This is a genomic window from Vreelandella gomseomensis, assembly GCF_031451645.1.
In the GTDB taxonomy this organism is placed as follows: domain Bacteria; phylum Pseudomonadota; class Gammaproteobacteria; order Pseudomonadales; family Halomonadaceae; genus Vreelandella; species Vreelandella gomseomensis.
In genome coordinates this window covers 18,991-32,964 of sequence record NZ_JARWAI010000015.1, presented here as the reverse complement: position 1 = coordinate 32,964, position 13,974 = coordinate 18,991, and the positions used below count along the sequence as shown (strand labels likewise).

Genomic DNA, 13,974 nt, shown 5'->3' with positions numbered 1-13,974 from the left:
CTGTTTGAAAATATAACCCGATACTAGTAACACTCGCCAGCCTACACCATTAGCCCAAGGTCTCACGTCTGGGCATACTGCCACCATTAACCTCGCGGACTAGCCTGTTCCACGTCATCGTAGTAGACAATGTGGCTTTCATCTTCGGCGGGCGGGCCGACCATGGGCTCGGCCACCTCGACGTCGGGCACCGCTTCAGACAGGTCTTCCAGGTGCTCGTGCTCCAGGGCCCCCTGCATCAGCTCTTCGGTGACCACCAGTTCGGCACCCGCCGCGCTCATCGGCGTCGTGGCGGTAAACGGCGCCACCGGCAACGGCGCAGGGCGGACACGACGCCGCCAGACGAAGAACAACGCAAAGAAAAGACTCAACGAGCCGAACGCCCAGAACAGGCCCGCATCGCCCACCGCCGTCATCACCGGTGAAATCAACAGCGGACTGATCGTCGCCCCGATCGAGTTGATCAGCAGCAAGCCCTGGCTCATGCGCACCAGCGCACCGGCGGGGGCGCGGTCGGCGGCGTGGCTGACCGCCACCGGGTACAGCGCAAAGACCCCGCCGCCCAACAGGAAGAGCAGTGCTGCCAGCAGCGGCGTGGACAGTGGCAGCCACAGCATGGCCGCCGAAATCAGCACGCAGAAGCCGCTGATTGCGATCAAGACGATCTGCCGGTCGTGGCGATCCGACCAGCGGCCAATGGGATACTGCAGCAGCATGGCGCCCAATATCACCACCGCCATCATCTGCCCCACCTGACTGACCGTCATGCCAATCCGCTGCAGATAAAGCGGCAGCAGGGTATACGCTGCGGCAACCACCATGCCCGATCCCAGACTGCCCATTACGCCGGTAGGGGTCAGCGTGATCAGGCGCAGCGGATGCAACGGCTCAGCCTGCTCCATGATTGGAGAAACACGGGGAATCATCGCCATGGGCAGTACCGAGAGCGACGCCAGCAGACCAATCACCATGAAGGGCGCGGTGGTTCCCATGGCGTCGGTCACGCCCAGCAGTAACTGACCCAGTACCCCGGCGGCATACAGCGAGATCATGTAAAGCGCCAGCAGACGGCCGCGGACTTTCTGGTCGCCGGAGGTAAGCAGCCAGCTTTCAATGACCAGATACACGCCCACGGTGGCCCAGCCGCCAATCAAGCGCAGCGCAAACCATGCCCAGGGGTCGAAGAACAGGCCCTGGAGCAGTACGGTGACGGCCACCAGCGACGCAAAGCTGCCGTAGGCGCGAATATGGCCGATGCGCAGCAACAGGCGGTCATTGACCATGGCGCCCAGCGCCAGGCCAATAAAGTAGGCCGAGGAGACAATCCCGATCACCGTGGCCGACTCCCCCGCAGCGTCCAGACGTACGGAAATCAGGGTGGCCAGAAAACCGTTGCCGATCCCCAGAATGAACAGCCCTAACAGGGGCGCGAGCGCCATGGCTAGCAGTTGCCGCGACATGCAAACCTCACCTTACCGACAGGAGTCAATACGTTGCCAAGAGTGGCCAAAAGCCCCGTTATTTCACCTGGCTCACCCTGTCAGGCCGAAATAACGGCGCGCAATTATTGCCCTAAAGCGAGCAAAGTCAATGCTTTTTTCACGTGCCGGTCGCCGGCGGCAGCGGTTTTTGCAAAATAACCACGTCGGCGCCAGGAAATTCCACTGTAAAATGGTGCTCAGCCGCCCACCAGCGAAACGTCGCTTCGCTGAAAAAACTCACGTGGGTGAGGTCGGCAATATAGTGCCAGCCGGCAAAGGCATCGGCCGAGGTGACCCGCTTGGTCATTAACCCGAGGTAGCCGCCCGGGACGAGCTGCGCCGCCAACCGGGCAAAAACCGCGCCCGGCGTCGCCAGGTGCTCGACGACCTCGGTGGCGGTGATAAAGTCGTAGGTCTGGGTCAGCACCGCCGGGTCGGGCGCATAGAAAGGGTCGTAGATCGACATCGGGTAGCCCTGCTCTGCGAACATCACCGACAGCGCAGGACCAGGGCCGGCGCCGAAATCAAGTCCGCGCGCACCCGGCGTAAGCCTGGCCGTCAACGGCGAGAATAAACGCCCTAGAAAGCGCCGGTATCCCGTATCATGCGGCGAGTTCTGGTGTTTATCATACTCCGCCTTTTCGGCGGCAGCGCTTAAATGCTGCCCGCGAGGCACAAAGACCAGCGCGCACGTGGCACACTGGTAGTAATCGCGACGACGATCACGATGGTATCGCGCGGCATCGCCCGCATCGCATAGCGGACAGCGCTGCGTCGTCGTATCATTTGGCTCACTGTTTTGTATTAAGGAAAGTGGCATGCTCTCAGGTCTGGACCATCTCGTTGTGACCGTGACCGACATGGGTCGCGCGGTGGATTTTTACTCACGTGTTCTGGGGCTTGAAGTACGTTACCGCGACGCCCAGCGCGTCGATTTACTGCTGGGCGACATGGCGTTGCGCCTGCACCAGACCGATACCGATATCGCGCCGATTTCCGCAACGCCCACCCCCGGTAGTCTAGACCTCTGCCTGCGCTGCCAGCTACCGCTGGATGAATTCATCCAGCACCTCGACGCGCTGGCCATCGAGATCGAGCTGGGCCCGGTGGCCCGTCAGGGCGCCAACGGTCCGATAGAGTCGCTGTATCTGCGCGACCCGGACGGCAACCTGCTAGAGGTTTGCCGCCCGGCACCGCGCTAGTGCCAAGTCAACGGGTGCAAGGTATCATGGGCGGCGTCCAGCCACCTTGTCGGGCTGGGCATTCATCACGTCAATAGTTGAACCGCTTTAACGTAAGGACATGTTATGCAAGATAATGATTCGAACTCCGGTGGCGACGTCATCATGGAAGCGCAGCCCCATCAGCCCGATACCACCATGGCAATGGTCATTTACGCGCTCTACCTGGCCAGCTTTGTTCTCGGTCTTACATCGGTCATCGGTGTCGTGATCGCCTACGTTTACAAAGGCAAAGGCCCTGTGTGGCTTGACGAACACTACCGCTATCAAATTCGCACTTTCTGGATAGGGGTGGTTTACGGCATCATCTGCCTGCTCCTGACACCGATCCTGATCGGCTTTCTGCTGATGCTCGTGTTAGCCGTATGGCTCATCATCCGCTGCGTTAAAGGCTTTAAAGGCCTCCAGGAAAAACGCGCGCCCTCGAACGTGACGACCTGGTTAATCTAATCCATGCCGAAACGCCGGTCACTCTTAAAACGCCTCAAGCGACGTTTCCCGCAGGCCCCGGCCATTGCCTGGCTGTGGCGGCGGCTTGCCGACTGGCCGCTGGCTCGGCTGTGGCGCTGCGCCAACTGGCTAGGGCCGCAGGTCTATCGACTGAGCCGTCGCGAGCGCCAGGTGACCAACGCCAACCTCAACGTCGCCTACCCCACGTTCAGCGTCGGCGAGGGCAAGGCGCTGGCTCACGATAGCCTGCGCCACTCAGCCGCTACCATGCTGGAACTGGGCCATGCGTGGATGGCCGACCCGGAGCGCGTGGCCAGCGGCATCCTGGCGGTGCACGGCCGCGAGAAACTGGATAACGCCCGCGCCGAGGGGCGCGGCGTGATCGTGCTGGCCCCCCACTTCGGTAACTGGGAGGTGCTGAACTTCTGGCTGTCGAGCCATTTTCCGTTCACCGCCATGTACGAGCCGCCCAAGATGGCGGCGCTGGATCCCATTATCCGGCATGGCCGCGAGCGGATGGGTGCCGCGCTGGTGCCTACCAATCCCCGGGGCGTCGCCGCGCTGCTCAAGGCGCTCAAACGCAGCGAAGCCATCGGCATCCTGCCGGATCAGGAACCCAGCTGGGGAAGCGGTGCGTTCGCGCCGTTTTTCGGCCGCGACGCCTATACGGCGACACTACTACCCAAGCTGGTGGCCCGCACCCAGGCACGGGTCGTTACCGGGGTAGCCCTGCGGGTTCCCGGCAAGGGGTTCGAGATTCACTTTCTCGACGCCGACGCGCGGGTCTACCATGACGATGACATTCAGTCGGCTACCGGTGTCAACGCCAGCGTGGAAGCCGCCATCGCCCTCGACCCGGCGCAGTACCAGTGGGAATACAAGCGCTACGGCAAAACTCCCGAAGAACAGCAGAAGCTGCCCAACTACCGCGATTATCGGCTCTACTAACACGGCTCAACATACCTCATCGCTGTCGCGCTGCATGATCCAGAATCACCAGCTAGGTCATGGTGTCGCCTTGGCGCTGTTCTCTTCAGAGGCAAAATCGGCGTGTAGCCAGCGCCGAAGCTGACGCAGCTCCGCTACAGGCGCGTCGCTCTCGGGCGTGGGCCACATGCCGTCTACGAAGCCTCTGGCCCGAAAAGGGGCCAGCAGCTCGGGGTCGCCGCTGATGATGTGCACCGGCACCGCGCCGCTGGCGTCGTCGCCGGTGATCAATGGCGCTGGCTGATGATCGCCGAGCACGATCAGCAGCGTGTTGTCATCGGCCACGCGCTCCGCCCAGCGCCCTACCGTCTTGATCGAATAGTCCACCGACCAGGCGTAGTGGTCTCGGATTCGCTCGAGGTCCTGCCAGAGCACTTCCGGCGGATCACCGGCGTCTTCCCAGGGCGCAAACACCGCGCCGTCGCCGACCCTCGACCAGTCTTCCAACACCGGCAGGATAGGCGTCCAGGGCGCATGGCTCGAGATCAGCGCCAACTGGGCAAACACCGGCGATTCATCCAGCAGCTGGCGCTGCGTATAGTCCAGGGTGTATTGATCCGGCATCGTCACCCAGTTCAGCGGCGGCCCGGCGTAGGGCATGTCGCTTGCCACGACCAGCTCGTCAAAACCGTAGGCCGCGCCTTCCGGCCAGGGCTGGGTGATGGCGGGCATCACCGCCATGGTATGCTGGCCGGTGGCGCGGAAATCATCCACCAGCGTGGTCGCCTCGCTGTCCAGCAGCAGCTGATACCACAGCTGATTGTCAATGGTATAGCCACTCAACGCCGTGGCATGGGCAAGCCACGATTGGCCGCCGCGGATCGGCGAAGTGAGCAGCCCCGACACGACGCCAAGATCACGCTGCGCCAGGCGCTGCTCGATCTCGTCGAGCGTCGGCGCTACCGCCGGACGGTAACGCTCATCCTCCAGCACCGTCACGCCGTAGGACTCGATAAACGTCATCAGTACTCGGCGCTCGGCCAGACCGTCGAGCGGACGCTGGGCAATGGGCGACGCCTCGAGCGTTCGCGTGAAGGCCTGCTTGGCCTGGTGGGTGGTCACCAATTGGGCCCACTGAACGCGGGTGGCGTCTACCGCAGGCAGTGCCGTCCGCTCGGTGAGGGGCTTGCCGCCAAGCGTCAGCAGCGCGCCCAGACCCGCCACCAGCAGCATCGCCAGGGCCGACGCTCTCCCCTTGCCGGTCAGCGGGTAGCCCTCACCCGATAGCAGCAGCCGGATCACCCCCAGCGCCAGCAGCACAAGCAGCAGCGCCCCCGCCGACATGGCGCAAATGGCCCAGGCTTGGCCTACATTACCTACGAGCAAGTCGTAAACGGAGCCCAGCAACGGCGTATCGAGATACAGATTTAGCGGACGACCAAAGGCGGTGTAGGTGGCAGCGTCGCCAAGGTTGACCAAGGTGGTCAGGATGAGCCAGCTTGCCAGTGCAACGCCAAGCCCCAGGCGGCATTTCCCTCGAGGCAGCAGCAGCATCAAGGGCACAACCAGCCAGGCTTCCCAGGCAATCAGGTGTGTCTGGATATCGCCGTGGCGCCACCATAGCGGTGCCACCAACCCCAGGTTAAGCGCTAACGCCCCTATCCATAATCGCCGCATCGCAGGCTTGCCATCCATTGCCAACTGAAAAAAACGGGCACCCATCGTCGCCTTGCGCGCGACTAGGCTGGTAAACGCACCCAACATGTACTTTACTATCTAAATGTATAACTATTGTTTAAAAATTGCACGAAGTAGTAGACGATAGACCACTGACGGGCAACTGACTGCAAGGACATCACGATGCAACACAGCGCGAAAGGAACCCTGCTCGTCTTGATGGGCTCGCTGGTCACCCTGCCAGCGGTAGCCGACCAGCACAATCACTACGACAGCGTAATCGACAGCGCCCGAACGCTTGCCGAGGCGCCCTATCAGGCCGCCGATGACGACCTTCCCGAGGTGCTTCGCGACATCGATTACGACACCTACCGCCAGATTCGCTTTGACCCGGAAAACGCCTATTGGCGCGACGAAAGCCCTTTCAACCTGCAGCTTTTCCACAGCGGGTTCCTGTTCCAGACGCCGGTTCGCCTCAACGTCATCGAGGACGACCAGGCGGCCCCGCTGCGCTTTTCAAGCGACGACTTTTCCTACGATGACGATGCGCGAGCGCTGCTCGACGAAGACCTTTCCGGCAGCGGACATGCGGGCTTTCGTCTGCATTATCCGCTCAATAACGACGACTACGCCGACGAGTTTGCGGTGTTTCTCGGCGCCAGCTATTTCCGGCTTGTCGGCGAAGGGCAAGTATACGGCCTGTCGACCCGAGGGCTTGCCATCGATACCGCCTCGGCACAGGGCGAAGAGTTTCCGGCCTTCCGCGAGTTCTGGCTTTACAAGCCCGACGCGGACGCCGAGCAGGTAACGCTGCTCGCGCTGATGGACAGCCCCTCGCTGAGCGGGGCCTATCGCTTTGTCATCACGCCCGGTCACGACACCCGGGTAGAGGTCGAGGCCGAGCTGTTTGCCCGCGATGATATCGACAAGCTGGGCGTAGCCCCCCTGACCAGCATGTTCACCTTCGGCGAGGCGAGTCGCGAACGTCCGGATGATTTTCGCCCCCAGGTGCACGACTCCGACGGCCTGCTGATCCACACCGGCGCCGACGAATGGATCTGGCGACCCCTCGGCAATCCAACCCAGGTGCGTACCTCGGCGTTTATGGATGACGCGCCCCAGGGATTCGGCCTGATGCAGCGCGAGCGCGATTTCGATCGCTACCTGGACACCGAAGCGCAGTACCACCGTCGCCCCAGCCAGTGGGTCAAGCCCGTGGAAAGCTGGGGCAAGGGCCACGTTGAGCTGGTGGAAATTCCCGCTCCCGACGAGACCCACGACAACATCGTCGCCTACTGGGTGGCCGAAGAGCCGCTCGAGGCCGGCCAGTCGCGCCGCTTGCACTACCTGACGCACACGCTCGGTGAACAGCCATCAGAACATGACCGGGGCCGGGTGGTGCGCACACGCCAGGGCCGCGCGGCGGTACCCGGGCAGGCAGACGCGCCGGACGATGATGCGCGCCAGTTCATTGTTGATTTCCAGGGCGGCGCGCTTGAGGCTATCGCCGCCGACGAGCCCGTCGAACTGGCGATCAGCGCCCAGCAGGGCGAGATTAAGTTACCGCAGGTCACGGCGCTGCCCAATGGCGGCTGGCGCGCCAGTTTCCGGCTGCCGACAGGCGATCAGCCCCGCGATATTCGCTTACGGCTGACCCTTGAGGGTGACCCCGTCAGCGAGACCTGGAACTACGTGTGGTACCCCGATGACTGACGCAAGCCCCTTGACCCCCTCGATCCCCTGGCTGAAAACGCGCCGCGCGGTGCTGGCCATCGCGGTGCTGGCCTCGAGCGCGGCGGGCTGCCTGGCCATGTATCGCGTCACCGCCAGTCTGGGCATTGGCTGGCAGGTGGCCATGCTGGTGCTGTTTGCGCTGACCTTTACCTGGATCGCGCTGGCGTTCTGGGGCGCCCTGTGCGGCTTTGCGATTTGCGCGCTGAACCTTGACCCCCTGAGCCTGCGGCGACTCAACCGCGACATACCCAATGCCCGCCTGCTGGTCAGCCGCACGGCACTGGTCATGCCGATTTACGCCGAACCGCCCATCCCCACCTTCGCCGGGCTCGAAGCCACCTGCCGTTCGCTGCTGGCCCACGCCCTTGACGACGACGCCCAGGAAGCGGCGAATCCGCTGAGCGCGCATTTCGACGTCTTTATCCTCAGCGATACCCAGGACGCCGACCAGGCCGAGGTCGAGGAGGCCCACGTAGCGGCCATGCAGCAGCGCTTTGCCGGTCAACTGGCGATCCACTATCGGCGCCGGCCCAACAACAGCGGGCGCAAAGCGGGCAACATTGCTGAATTCTGCCGTCGCTGGGGCCGCCACTATGACTTCATGGTCGTGCTCGATGCCGACAGCCTGATGAGCGGCGCAACGCTTCTGCGCATGGTTCAACGCATGCAGCGTCAGCCCGGTATCGGGTTGATCCAGACGGTGCCCATCCCGGTCGGCCAGAAAAGCCTGTTCGGCCGCTTTACCCAGTTTGCCTCCGCGCTGTATAGCCCCATGCTGGCGGCCGGCCAGAGCTTCTGGCAGGGCGACGCGGCCAACTACTGGGGGCATAACGCCATCATTCGCACCCGCGCCTTCATGGAGCACGCGGGGTTGCCCACGCTACCCGGCAAGCCCCCGCTGGGCGGCGAGTTGCTCAGCCACGATTTCGTCGAGGCGGCCCTGCTCAAGCGCGGCGGCTGGCAGGTATTGCTGGACACCACGGTCACCACCGCAGTCTCACGTCACGACCCCTATATCAGCGCCTCGCACAACAGCTTTGAAGCCATGCCGAGCAACCTGCTCGACTTTGCCAAACGCGACCGGCGCTGGCTGCAGGGCAACCTTCAGCATCTACGCCTGATGGGCGGCGCCGGTCTGCACCCGCTCAGCCGCATGCACTTCTTCTACGGGGCCTTTGCCTTTTTATCGTCGCTGGTGTGGCTTGGACTGCTGCTCTGTACCAGCGTGCTGGTGACATACCATGTGCTGGGTGACGTCACCCACCAGACGCTCCCCCAGCCGCTTTCGCTCGGGCTGTTGTCGATTACCCTGGGCATGCTCTTGGCCCCCAAACTGCTTGGCCTGCTGCTGGCGTTTTCCCAGACGCCCCACGCCTTTGGCGGGCGGCTACGCCTGGTGATAAGCACGCTGCTTGAAATGCTGTTTGCCGCCCTGATCGCCCCGCTGATGATGGCCTGGCACAGTCTGTTCATCATCAATGTCCTGCTGGGCCGCTCCATCGAATGGCAGACCCAGCCCCGCGGCGAGCGTTCGCTGAGCTGGCGCGAGACCTGGCAGCATACCGGCTGGATGACGCTCAGCGGGCTGCTCTGGGCGGGTGCCATGATGGCCTTCTCACCGACGGCGTTTGGCTGGCTGACGCCGGCGTGGCTGGGTCTGGTGGGTGCCGCCCCGCTGGTCAAATATTCCAGCAGCGGCACCTGGGGCGGCGTGGTCTGCCATCGCCTTGGGCTCCTCAACACGCCCAGCCGCGCCTTGAAGCCGCCGCTACTGGATGACTTCGAACGTCTGGTGGCCCATAGTGCCCCCTACCCGCTTGATCCCGACACGCGGCAGCCATTCCCGCTTGCCAGGCTGCCCGCCGAGCGGATCGGCGAGATGCCGTGCCAATCGTTCAGGCACTTTGATCGGCTGGCGATCGTCTCACCGGCGGTCAACCTCAAGGAGCCTTATTGATGCAGCATTGGACGCCACAACGGCTGCGCCATGCGGGCGGGCTTGCCCGCTCGCTGTTTATCTACTGGCGGCCAGGCCGCCAGCGGGGGCTGATTCAGCTTTACCAGCCGTTCATCGTATCCGGCAAACCCGCGTTTGATATCGGCGCCCATCTCGGCGACCGTAGCGCCGCCTTTCACGCGCTCGGCGCGCAGGTGGTCGCCCTCGAGCCCCAGCCGGTGCTCGCCAAGTGGTTCAAGCGCATGGTGACGGCCGCCGATATAACGCTGCTGCCACTGGCCGCCGGGCCACAGGCCGGGGTCGCCGAGATTGCCATCAGCACCGGCAACCCCACGCTCTCCACCCTGGCGAGCGAATGGCGCGAGCAGATCGGTCAACGCAATGCCGGATTTCGCGAGGTGCGCTGGGAGCAACGCCTGAGCGTGCCCGTTACCACCCTGGATCAGTTGATCAGCGACTACGGCGAGCCCAGCTTCATCAAAATCGATGTGGAAGGTTTTGAAGCCGAGGTGCTGGCCGGGCTAAGCTGCCCCGTGCCGGCGCTGTCGGTGGAGTTCGTGGCGGGGGCGCTGGAGGTCAGCCATGAATGCATTCGCCAGCTAAGCCGTCTCGGCGATTATCGCTACAATGCCGTGGCGGGCGAGCAGCGCAAATTTCGCTGGCGCGAGTGGCAGCCCGCCCAGGCCATGACCCAGTGGCTGAACGAAGGCGCCGATGGGCTGCCGTCCGGCGATCTTTACGCCTGCCGTTCCGACCACCCGCTCGTCTCGACGACACGTTAATCCCCAACAGGTACGCCCCTTCATGATTCACCACTGGCAGACGCTGACCGCCCCGCAAATCACCGAGGTCGCCAAGCGCGACCCAGTGGCCGTGCTGGTGCTTGGCGCAATTGAACAGCACGGCACCCATTTGCCGTTGGCTACCGACCTGATCATTGGCGAAGGGCTGCAGACGGCCATGCTGTCAGCGCTGGACCGAAGCCTCGACGTCGTCTGCCTGCCGCCGATGGCCGTGGGCGCCAGCGACGAGCACGCAAACTTCCCCGGCACGCTCAGCCTGCCCGCGCCGGTGGCCATCGCCACCCTGGAAGCCTACGGCGATAGCCTGGCTCGCGCGGGGATTCGTCGCTGGGTGTTGATCAACAGCCACGGCGGTAACAAGGCGGTGATGGATCTGGCCGCGCTGACGCTGCGCCGCCGTCATGGCATGCGGGTGGTCAAAGCCACTTATACCCGCCTGCCGCCGCTGGAAGGTGCGATGGACGCCGAGGAACTGCGCAAGGGGCTGCACGGCGGCGCGCTGGAAACCGCCATGATGCGCCATCTCGCCCCCGAACTCGTTCAGCTGGACGACTACCAGGCACCGTCGACGATCGCGCCCCATGGCGATGCGCTGGTAGGACCGGAAGGCGCCGCCGCGTTCGCCTGGCTGGCGGAGGATTTAAGCGCACAGGGCGTAGCAGGCGATGCCCGCCAGGCAACGGCGGACATCGGCGAGCGCCTGGTGGCTCACTATGCCGGACAGCTCGCCCGCGTCGTGGCCGAAACCGCCCGGCTGCCCGGCCTTGAAGCAACTTAGCGCCTAGCGCTGGCTGCTCAACACGTCCTCGAGTAAATGCCCGGCCCGCGTGGCCTTGGCATTGAGGTAGCGATGGTTGTGGTCGTTCAAGCGCCCGTAAAGCGCCTGACGGGCCACGACCTCGATGCCGCCTTCGCGTAGCGCCTGCATCTTCAACGGGTTATTGGTCAGCAGCTGCACGCGGGAGATTTCCAGCGCGTGGAGCATGTCCACCGCCACCGCATAATCGCGCTCGTCGTCCCCAAAGCCCAGCACCTGGTCGGCATCCACCGTATCCAGACCGCCATCCTGCAGGGTGTAGGCGCGCAGCTTGTTGGCCAGGCCGATGCCCCGCCCCTCCTGGGCAAGATAGAGCAGCACGCCGCCGCCCATGGCCTCGATATCGGCGACGGCATTGCGCAGCTGTTCGCCGCAGTCGCAGCGCAGGCTCCCAAACAGGTCGCCGGTCAAACACGCCGAGTGCATTCGCAGCGGCACAGCATCGGTGTGCGCCTCGGGACGACCGATGACCACGGCGACGTGCTCGCGCAGGCCATCCGGTTCGCGGAACAGCACAAAGCGGCTGTCGGCGGCGTCTTCCAGCGGGATGTGCGCCTCGCTGACGCGCTTGAGCATGCCCGGCGCACCCGCCAGGCAGGCTTCGGCTTCTACGGCGTCCACCGCGAGCAGTTCGCCTTTCGCCAGCCGCTGGGCAATCGCCTCGGCGGCGCTATCGCTCACCTCGGCGATCAACGCGGCAGGGATCAGCAATGCCCGGCGCATCAGTGCCACCGCCCCCCGCTCACCCATGCCCGCTGGCTGCAGGCCGCTGAGCATGGCCGGTGCCTCATCCTGGCCCTGTTCGGCCACGGCCAGCGCGTGCAGCGCCCGCTCGTCCATGTGGGCGGCCAGCGGCAGGCAGGCGGCATCGGCGGTTATCGACACGCCCATTGCATCCAGCCGGTGGCGGGTCAGCACCAGCGACGGTCGTGACCCTGATAACGCCGTCAGGTCGCTGACCGAATCGCCGCCTTCCAGCGCTTGAACCAACAGCTGCTGGTCTCCCGCCTGGATGACCACGGGAAGCCCCCGTCTAATATCAAAAATGGCGCGTTCAATGTGATACATAGAAGCCTCCTGGCTGACTGGCGTAACGGGCGAGGGACGCTTGCGCTGGGGCGCCGTGCATCGCATGATGCAGCGGTTGATTCAGCGCGGAGGCGTCATGCCCGACTCCAAGGAACGTACGAATATCATTCAAGACGATGTCTGGCGGCGCCTGCTGGCAGGCCACGCCAGTGATGGTGAACGGTTGGTCGAGGACGCCGGCGAGCCTGTGCGTTGCCTCGCCCCCCTGGCGACCACGCCTGGCTGGGTGATCGCGCAGCTGGGGCAGAGCCTTGACGGCCGGATTGCGACGCAAAGAGGCCATTCCCATTACATCAACGGCCGGGAAAGCCTGGTGCACCTTCACCGGCTGCGGGCGCTGGCCGACGCGGTGGTGATCGGCGCGGGGACGGCCGATGCCGATGACCCGCAATTGACCGTCCGCCACGTCAGCGGCCGCCACCCGACGCGGGTAGTGCTCGACCCTCGCGGCCGGGTGCCCATGGATCGCAAGCTGTTTCAGGACGCCGCCGCCCCCACGCTGCATGTGGTGGGGCCGGATACCGCCCGAGCCGCCGCTACGGGGTCGGTGGAGTGCTGCGTGCTGCCGCTGGATCACCATGGCCGGTTTGTACCCAGCGACGTGATCGCCCTGCTCCAGGCGCGCCAGCTGCTGCGTATTCTGGTGGAAGGCGGCGGCATTACCGTCTCCCAGTTTATAGAGGCGGGCGTGGTCGACCGGCTGCACCTGCTGGTCGCCCCGCTGCTCATCGGCTCCGGACGCCCCGGCCTGCAGATGACCCCGATCGAGACGCTGGACAGTGCGCTGCGCCCGGCCCTGCGCACCTTCCGCTGCGGAGACGACACGCTGTTCGATGTCGTGTTGCGCCCGGCCGCTTTCCGGGGGTAGCGCCGAATGACGCCGCGTAATGGCTACCCACAGCCCCGGCAAGCTGGCCAGCAGCACCACCACGCCGTAGGCCAGCGACACCGCTACCCCCTGAGCGGCGGGTAAGCCCACCCACATCCAGATACCGGCGGCGGCGCCTTCGCGCACGCCCCAACCGGCCACCGAAAACGGCACCAGCATGGCAAGCAGCACCACCGGGGCAAGCGCCAACAGGCTGAGCGCCGGCAGTTCCACGCCGATCGCCCGCGCCGCGCAGACCATCACCACACCGTAGCTCGCCACGATGGCAAGCGACGACAACAGCTGAAGGGGCCACACCCCAGCGCTCAACAGCCCGCGCTGGATATCCTGGCTGACGGCCAGGTACCAGGCGGGCAGCCTCAACGGGCCCCGGCGACGCGCAAGCGTCAGTGCCACCGTCATCACCCCCACCGCCAGCGCGACCGCCCCGCCGATGGCCAGCCATGCCGTCCAGCCCAGCGCCGCGTGCCATAGCGGCGAAAGCAGCAGCGCCATCAGGGTAAACAGCGCCAGCGCCACCTGCCCCGAGACGCGCTCGATGATTACCGCGCGCCACGCGCGACCGGTTGACGCCGACTGGCGGGCATGACGATGGGCCCGCCCGGCGTCACCCAGCACGCCACCCGGCAACAGCTGATTGACCAGCAGGGCAAGATAATACTCGCGCAGCGCATAGCTGAAGCGCATCGGCACCTGGATCAGCCGGGCGGTGAGCTGCCAGCGCCAGGCGCTCAGCATGACCTGAAACACGCTGATCAATAGCGCCACCAGCACCCAGCCCGGCGATAGCCGCTGAACCTGGGCCATGATCGCCTGGGGGTCGACCCACAGCGCGACGGCGCCCAGCAGCCCGCTGCTGACCGCCACCCGACGCAGCCAGGGGGCGCGCCACCACGCAGCAATCGCCAT

General features: G+C 64.6%; 12 protein-coding genes and 1 pseudogene. 8 read left to right on the top strand and 5 right to left on the bottom strand.

Annotated elements, in window-relative coordinates:
* Positions 1 to 86 precede the first annotated feature (86 nt).
* Both QC815_RS16515 and QC815_RS16510 read right to left on the bottom strand, forming a co-directional pair.
* The gene (locus QC815_RS16515; protein WP_230446288.1) at positions 87 to 1,460 is read right to left on the bottom strand and encodes an MFS transporter; all 1,374 of its coding nucleotides are present in this window, start codon (positions 1,458 to 1,460) and stop codon (positions 87 to 89) included.
* Between the two features lie 139 nt (positions 1,461 to 1,599).
* Complete coding sequence (locus QC815_RS16510; protein WP_310541076.1) at positions 1,600 to 2,301, bottom strand: class I SAM-dependent methyltransferase; 702 nt, start codon at positions 2,299 to 2,301, stop codon at positions 1,600 to 1,602.
* Here QC815_RS16510 and QC815_RS16505 point away from each other — a divergent pair.
* The 3 genes from QC815_RS16505 (at position 2,300) to QC815_RS16495 (ending at position 4,120) form a co-directional block, all read left to right on the top strand.
* Positions 2,300 to 2,683, top strand: coding sequence for a VOC family protein (locus QC815_RS16505; protein WP_230446286.1), 384 nt, complete (start codon positions 2,300 to 2,302; stop codon positions 2,681 to 2,683). The two genes, QC815_RS16510 and QC815_RS16505, sit on opposite strands and share 2 nt — an antisense overlap.
* 105 nt (positions 2,684 to 2,788) lie before the next feature.
* Complete coding sequence (locus tag QC815_RS16500) at positions 2,789 to 3,172, top strand: DUF4870 family protein (protein WP_230446285.1); 384 nt, start codon at positions 2,789 to 2,791, stop codon at positions 3,170 to 3,172.
* Between the two features lie 3 nt (positions 3,173 to 3,175).
* Positions 3,176 to 4,120, top strand: coding sequence for a lysophospholipid acyltransferase family protein (locus QC815_RS16495; protein ID WP_230446284.1), 945 nt, complete (start codon positions 3,176 to 3,178; stop codon positions 4,118 to 4,120).
* Between the two features lie 57 nt (positions 4,121 to 4,177).
* Here QC815_RS16495 and QC815_RS16490 read toward each other — a convergent pair whose 3' ends face one another.
* Complete coding sequence (locus tag QC815_RS16490; protein WP_310541072.1) at positions 4,178 to 5,821, bottom strand: sulfatase-like hydrolase/transferase; 1,644 nt, start codon at positions 5,819 to 5,821, stop codon at positions 4,178 to 4,180.
* 138 nt (positions 5,822 to 5,959) lie between these two features.
* Here QC815_RS16490 and QC815_RS16485 point away from each other — a divergent pair, with 138 nt between their 5' ends.
* From QC815_RS16485 to QC815_RS16470, 4 genes are read left to right on the top strand one after another with little or no spacing between them, the layout of a single operon-like run.
* On the top strand, positions 5,960 to 7,489 hold the full coding sequence (locus QC815_RS16485; protein WP_230446283.1) for an OpgD/OpgG family glucan biosynthesis protein: 1,530 nt from the start codon (positions 5,960 to 5,962) through the stop codon (positions 7,487 to 7,489).
* Positions 7,482 to 9,467, top strand: coding sequence for a glucans biosynthesis glucosyltransferase MdoH (gene mdoH / locus QC815_RS16480; protein WP_310541070.1), 1,986 nt, complete (start codon positions 7,482 to 7,484; stop codon positions 9,465 to 9,467). The genes QC815_RS16485 and mdoH overlap by 8 nt, the downstream gene beginning before the upstream one ends.
* The gene (locus QC815_RS16475) at positions 9,467 to 10,249 is read left to right on the top strand and encodes an FkbM family methyltransferase (protein WP_310541068.1); all 783 of its coding nucleotides are present in this window, start codon (positions 9,467 to 9,469) and stop codon (positions 10,247 to 10,249) included. Before mdoH ends, QC815_RS16475 begins: the two co-directional genes overlap by 1 nt.
* A 22-nt stretch (positions 10,250 to 10,271) precedes the next feature.
* Positions 10,272 to 11,048: a creatininase family protein gene (locus QC815_RS16470; RefSeq protein ID WP_310541066.1), complete on the top strand. Its 777-nt coding sequence runs from the start codon at positions 10,272 to 10,274 to the stop codon at positions 11,046 to 11,048.
* Between the two features lie 3 nt (positions 11,049 to 11,051).
* Here QC815_RS16470 and QC815_RS16465 read toward each other — a convergent pair whose 3' ends face one another.
* Positions 11,052 to 12,155, bottom strand: a complete 1,104-nt coding sequence (locus tag QC815_RS16465) for a GTP cyclohydrolase II (protein WP_230446279.1) — start codon at positions 12,153 to 12,155, stop codon at positions 11,052 to 11,054.
* A gap of 64 nt (positions 12,156 to 12,219) precedes the next feature.
* Here QC815_RS16465 and QC815_RS16460 point away from each other — a divergent pair, with 64 nt between their 5' ends.
* The gene (locus QC815_RS16460) at positions 12,220 to 13,044 is read left to right on the top strand and encodes a RibD family protein (protein WP_310541128.1); all 825 of its coding nucleotides are present in this window, start codon (positions 12,220 to 12,222) and stop codon (positions 13,042 to 13,044) included.
* Between the two features lie 51 nt (positions 13,045 to 13,095).
* Here the strand turns inward: QC815_RS16460 and QC815_RS16455 are convergent.
* Positions 13,096 to 13,974, bottom strand: a pseudogene (locus tag QC815_RS16455) (lysylphosphatidylglycerol synthase transmembrane domain-containing protein); the annotation flags it as partial.

What these genes read in the sequence shown, in the direction of transcription:
- QC815_RS16515 (WP_230446288.1), bottom strand. Translation starts at nt 1,460, where the DNA reads ATGTCGCGGCAACTGCTAGCCATGGCGCTCGCGCCCCTGTTAGGGCTG.
- QC815_RS16505 (WP_230446286.1), top strand. Translation starts at nt 2,300, where the DNA reads ATGCTCTCAGGTCTGGACCATCTCGTTGTGACCGTGACCGACATGGGT.
- QC815_RS16510 (WP_310541076.1), bottom strand. Translation starts at nt 2,301, where the DNA reads ATGCCACTTTCCTTAATACAAAACAGTGAGCCAAATGATACGACGACG.
- QC815_RS16500 (WP_230446285.1), top strand. Translation starts at nt 2,789, where the DNA reads ATGCAAGATAATGATTCGAACTCCGGTGGCGACGTCATCATGGAAGCG.
- QC815_RS16495 (WP_230446284.1), top strand. Translation starts at nt 3,176, where the DNA reads ATGCCGAAACGCCGGTCACTCTTAAAACGCCTCAAGCGACGTTTCCCG.
- QC815_RS16490 (WP_310541072.1), bottom strand. Translation starts at nt 5,821, where the DNA reads ATGGGTGCCCGTTTTTTTCAGTTGGCAATGGATGGCAAGCCTGCGATG.
- QC815_RS16485 (WP_230446283.1), top strand. Translation starts at nt 5,960, where the DNA reads ATGCAACACAGCGCGAAAGGAACCCTGCTCGTCTTGATGGGCTCGCTG.
- mdoH (WP_310541070.1), top strand. Translation starts at nt 7,482, where the DNA reads ATGACTGACGCAAGCCCCTTGACCCCCTCGATCCCCTGGCTGAAAACG.
- QC815_RS16475 (WP_310541068.1), top strand. Translation starts at nt 9,467, where the DNA reads ATGCAGCATTGGACGCCACAACGGCTGCGCCATGCGGGCGGGCTTGCC.
- QC815_RS16470 (WP_310541066.1), top strand. Translation starts at nt 10,272, where the DNA reads ATGATTCACCACTGGCAGACGCTGACCGCCCCGCAAATCACCGAGGTC.
- QC815_RS16465 (WP_230446279.1), bottom strand. Translation starts at nt 12,155, where the DNA reads ATGTATCACATTGAACGCGCCATTTTTGATATTAGACGGGGGCTTCCC.
- QC815_RS16460 (WP_310541128.1), top strand. Translation starts at nt 12,220, where the DNA reads ATGATGCAGCGGTTGATTCAGCGCGGAGGCGTCATGCCCGACTCCAAG.